The following is a 2,736-nucleotide window of genomic DNA, read 5'->3' on the forward strand; positions in this document are numbered from 1 at the left end:
TTTCATCGGTATATAATCTCCTCCCACTTCCTTTGGGTTTTTTTCCTGTTCCTACTTTAGGGTCTTTTTTTTTCTTTGCCATTACTTATAACCACCACCTTTAGCTTTGTATTCTTTTGCTAAAAGCTGGGCTTTTCGAGCTGACCACTGACCGGGTTTACCACCTTTAGAACCGGCTTTAATCCTCTCGAATAGCCTCTTACGCATACTCGGCTTGGTGTAATTACCAGCTTCGTTGACTCGAGACTTACTCTTTCGTTTTGTTTTTGTTTTCGCTTTTCTTGGCATTTTTAAATATCCTATCAAAATTATCTCTATACTCTTTAGTATAAACTCCGGGTCTGGCTTTAGAACCTTTACCGGCTATTGTACCTGTTTTAAATTTTATTGGTTGTTCTTCGCTATTTATTTGAGGCATTATTTTCTTTTTAGTGTCCAAGCCTCATTTCTAAACTTAGTTTTCTTTTTATCTGGAACATAGCGACCTTTTGAATCTCTATTTCTAACCCAGATAAAACCCAACCATTGTAATATTTTATCTAACATAGTATTTACCATTTAACTTTATCTGCCCACCATGCTGCTGACATCTTGCCTCTGGCAATATTTTTAGCATGTCGAGCTTTAAAAGATTTTCTTTTTGCTTTCATACGAGCTGACTCACCTGCTTTAGGTTTACCTGCTGTGCCTTTTAGAGTACCAACCTTTTTACCTTGTTGTCCAAATCTGATAAGTTTTATCTTATGACCTTCTTGAGCTAATACCATGTGCGACTTAGTAGGATGTTTAGGAGTTCGTTTAGCTTTATTAACTCCTTTTAATCCATATTTTTTTAGCATTGCTGCTTTTCTATCGGCATGTGGCATTAGTGTATAACTTTTTTAGGTTCCTCTTCCTCTGTTCGTAATTCGTGTAATTCACCAACCAAAATTAATTCATACTCATAAGCAATCTTTTCAGCTTCTGCTAACGATTCTGCTCTTATATATGGACCAATAAACTTTTTATTGTCTAGTGGGTCTGTTATTTCAGTCAGGAATATCCTCATTATTTAAATCCTCATAGTTAACTTCTACTACTTCTTGTTTTTCAGGCAGAATAAAAATACCCCCTGATGAAGTATGATTAACATTAAGTCGTTCTGTTTTAGTAACACCGACTCTATCTAATATATTCTGAGCTGCTTGTAGTTTATTATTAGCTTGTGGCACCGGTCTATTCGATTCCATAACTTCAATCAACTTAAAAGCTGCTCTAGGTGCAGACCTTGCAAGTACCTCCGAGGCTAAATCTATCACTTCATCTTTAAGACTTTTTAATACTTGTTGATGATTGCCTGAGTAACCTGCTAATTCGGCTGCTAGTTTAGGGTCGCCTTGTGTTTCCACAAGACAATCTAAGAACTTTTGTTGTTTCTCAGTAAGAGTTTTCTTACGAGGTTCTAAATAACTCATAAACATATTATACATTTTATTTACCAGTTTGTCAATAGTATTTAGTAAATTGTGTAAAGTTTGCCAAACCCCTTGACAAATAACAAATAAAAGTGTATAATAAAACTGTAAGTTTGGCAGGGTTGCATATACACCTAATATACAACCGAGTCAAACAAGTCTTATATATCCCCTTGCAAAATCTGGTAAAAAACTATATCAAAACTAGGGCGATTTAACATCTGGTTAACACTATAAATCTTTGTGAAATGTATGTTCATTATATATATATAGGGGTACCCCCCCTGCCACCCTGCCCACCCCCTAAACATATTTTACAAAGGTTGTCAATACTGTTTATTTATACAGTATTATTGGTAGCGTGGATCACAGATGTCAAATGATTACATGGAAAGCCAGTTTGTAGTGGGCTAACCTGTTGTTTTATAAATTTATGGGCACTGCGTACTGTGATCCAGAAGCCGCAATAACGAAGCGGTCAAATTTCTGCAATCATGAAGCGCTCTGTCTAATTGCTGTTAGGGCTAGAGCGGCAGGGTTCGCGCGGCCGCTTCTGCAGCTTGCTTACTCATCCCAATTGCCAACAATGCCTCCCGGAGCATGCTTTTTTTCTGCCGATTTGGCGAGTTTGTCATGACCCAATAGTCAGTGCCTGGAATTTGTTTCGGCTGGGTACTGTTTCCTGACTGCTCAATCTCCCCTCGGCTGCGTGCAAAATAAATTCGCTCCCGTCCTTGGATTGTCAGTATGTGATCAAAGGTATTCGGCTTCAGCTTGTATGCTTCACCTAAAATGAAGAGAAACTGATCTACGGCGGTTTTAAACCTCAAGCCAGGGTGCTCAAGGGTTTGAGCAAGCTCGTGCGGCTGGGTTTCTGTCGTGGCTTGTCCCTGATCGGAAAGGCCAAAGATACGTCGGAGTATGCTGTTTGCAGATTCCCCAATTTCCAAGGTTTGGCTGGCGATATAGGCGTACAGGTCATCATCAATTTCTATGGTGCGCATGGCTTTTCTCCTCAGCAAGGCCTTTAAACACATTAAAGCGCTTTAAGCGCTTGGTCAAGCTTTTCGTGCTGAGCTAGACTTGCCCTAACCAATAGTTGCAGTTCGTTCCGGGCCTGACGGCCCTCCACCGGACAGCCTTGTCGCCGCTTCGCTCTGCCAAGGCTGCCGCTGAACAACGGCGTTATATTTAGAAAGGAGTATCCATGCAGGCAGCAGATGTTATTGGCGTGATAGGTGGCTTTGCTGGTCTTGCCGCACTTGCGGTTCAGGCTTATCTG

The 2,736-nt window shown here is 40.2% G+C and carries 7 protein-coding genes; all 7 read right to left on the reverse strand.

Annotation, left to right across the window (positions count from 1 at the left end):
* Positions 1-81 precede the first annotated feature (81 nt).
* Positions 82-288 (reverse strand): hypothetical protein, encoded by a 207-nt coding sequence (locus B2W52_RS19980; protein ID WP_286803961.1) that lies wholly within the window; start codon positions 286-288, stop codon positions 82-84.
* Positions 248-439: a hypothetical protein gene (locus B2W52_RS19985; RefSeq protein WP_286803962.1), complete on the reverse strand. Its 192-nt coding sequence runs from the start codon at positions 437-439 to the stop codon at positions 248-250. Before B2W52_RS19985 ends, B2W52_RS19980 begins: the two co-directional genes overlap by 41 nt.
* Before the next feature lie 112 nt (positions 440-551).
* Entirely contained in the window at positions 552-866 is a 315-nt protein-coding gene (locus B2W52_RS19990) for a hypothetical protein (protein WP_286803963.1), read from the reverse strand.
* Positions 866-1,048, reverse strand: a complete 183-nt coding sequence (locus tag B2W52_RS19995) for a hypothetical protein (protein ID WP_286803964.1) — start codon at positions 1,046-1,048, stop codon at positions 866-868. The genes B2W52_RS19990 and B2W52_RS19995 overlap by 1 nt, the downstream gene beginning before the upstream one ends.
* Positions 1,029-1,469, reverse strand: coding sequence for a hypothetical protein (locus B2W52_RS20000; protein ID WP_286803965.1), 441 nt, complete (start codon positions 1,467-1,469; stop codon positions 1,029-1,031). The genes B2W52_RS19995 and B2W52_RS20000 overlap by 20 nt, the downstream gene beginning before the upstream one ends.
* A 509-nt stretch (positions 1,470-1,978) precedes the next feature.
* Positions 1,979-2,458, reverse strand: a complete 480-nt coding sequence (locus tag B2W52_RS20005; protein WP_273072881.1) for a hypothetical protein — start codon at positions 2,456-2,458, stop codon at positions 1,979-1,981.
* Positions 2,459-2,490: 32 nt separating this feature from the next.
* Positions 2,491-2,736 (reverse strand): hypothetical protein (locus tag B2W52_RS20010; RefSeq protein WP_286803966.1); only part of this gene is annotated, 246 nt, incomplete at its 5' end.

Origin of the sequence: Marinobacter sp. UBA2498, from assembly GCF_002341575.1 — a bacterium.
GTDB classification, from domain to species: Bacteria; Pseudomonadota; Gammaproteobacteria; order Pseudomonadales; family Oleiphilaceae; genus Marinobacter; species Marinobacter manganoxydans.